1 protein-coding gene is annotated in these 1578 nt (G+C 45.2%); it reads right to left on the bottom strand.

Annotated features, from left to right (window positions below):
- Positions 1-402: 402 nt before the first annotated feature.
- Positions 403-1359, bottom strand: coding sequence for a YybS family protein (locus tag VZT47_RS10310; RefSeq protein WP_330224873.1), 957 nt, complete (start codon positions 1357-1359; stop codon positions 403-405).
- Between the last annotated feature and the right edge of the window lie 219 nt (positions 1360-1578).

Below are 1578 nucleotides of genomic sequence, written 5' to 3' on the forward strand. Positions count from 1 at the left end.
AAAAAATTGAAATTTTCAGGGTTCCTTTAGTGCGCCCAAAAACATAGAATTCACCCATTAAGGATAGGTCGGATAGATTAGAAGGTTAATTTTTATCTAATAAACCTAAAAATCTACAATATTAGATTTTTGATGTCCTTATTTTGTTGCCATTACCCTGGTCAGGGGAGGTCCCGGAGCGAAGCGGAGGGGAAGGGGTCATACTCTGGTAAGCATCGAAAGTGATCTGAAAAGAAAACATATGCCCCCTCAAGGGGACGCATGTGAAATTGTGTGAGACGGGGTTTGAGTCATTACCTGTTAACCCCAGTGCACAGTTTCAAGGACGAAATGACATGAAATTTTCCCGCCCACAATCTGCTAACGGCTAACGGCTAACAGCTAACGGCTGACTGCCGGCAGCTATTTCCCCGCCCACCGTTTCCGGTATTCTGTCGCCATATCGGCGAGACCCAGGAATACGACCACCATCTGGATGATGGCCACAAAAACGGAAAGGGCGATGATAATGATTCGAAGAGGCCGGATGAAAGGATACTTATGGGGCAGCCACCAGACGGTGGAAATGCCCTGAAGCCAGAAAATAAATGTGCAGGCCACGCCCAGATTGTACATCAGATACCCTGCCATGCCTTCATCTTTAATGAAAAACTGAGATGCCAGCACCGCGATGTATATGAAAAGCACAGGCCGCGGGAAATACCAGGATTCGAAAGACGGCAGATGGGGAATGTCGGTGATCCCCATTTTTTTAAATACGAAAGAGCCCAGGGTCATGGAAGCCCAGGAATAAAAGACCGCTACAGCCAGAATGGTAAAGGGTACCGATTTTTCCATAGCCGTAATCAGCATATTCACTTTATCCTCAGCCTGGGTCAGAGCTTCTCCGGAATAGAAAGAAGGCAGCGTGGACAGCATGGCTTCCTTCAATTCTGCCATCCCTTCTCCGCCAAAAAGAAGGGTCGGAAGTCCCAGGAGATACAAAGTGGCTGCGGCTTCAGCCAAAAGGGCCCACAAAACCACAATGGAGGCGGCAATCAGGGTTTTCGTGGCAGAAATTTTCAGCCGGTAACATACTCCCATCACCACCCCGAGAACGCCAAAAATGGCACAGAGAAAGGCGGCCGAAACAATCCCGAAAAAGGACGAATCCAGAATCAGGATCCCGATGGTAACTACTACAGACCATTTGACACCTTCCTTCATACCCAGATAGGCAATAGGAAGAGGAATCAGAAGAAATACCACCGTCGAAAGGAGGGGCATATAAAGCCCGATCAGGGATAAAACAACAGCCAGAGCCGTACACATACCGGCCAGAACTACGGCATGATTATTTTCGGAAATCTTATTGTTCATGGAAAGCTCCTTGGAAAATTATTTTTAATGGATAATTTATTTTAACATATATATGGGGGAGATAACAGTTATCAGTTAGCAGCAATATCATTAACTTAAGAAAATCATGAAATAGTTCAAGTACGCGTCGAAAGATGCGTGCTTTTTTTGTGCAAAAAATTTAAAAAAATCCGACAAAATCTGAAAAAAGTACTTGACAAACGCAAAAAATTTTGCGGC

Source organism: Dialister sp. (assembly GCF_036343215.1).
GTDB lineage: Bacteria > Bacillota > Negativicutes > Veillonellales > Dialisteraceae > Dialister.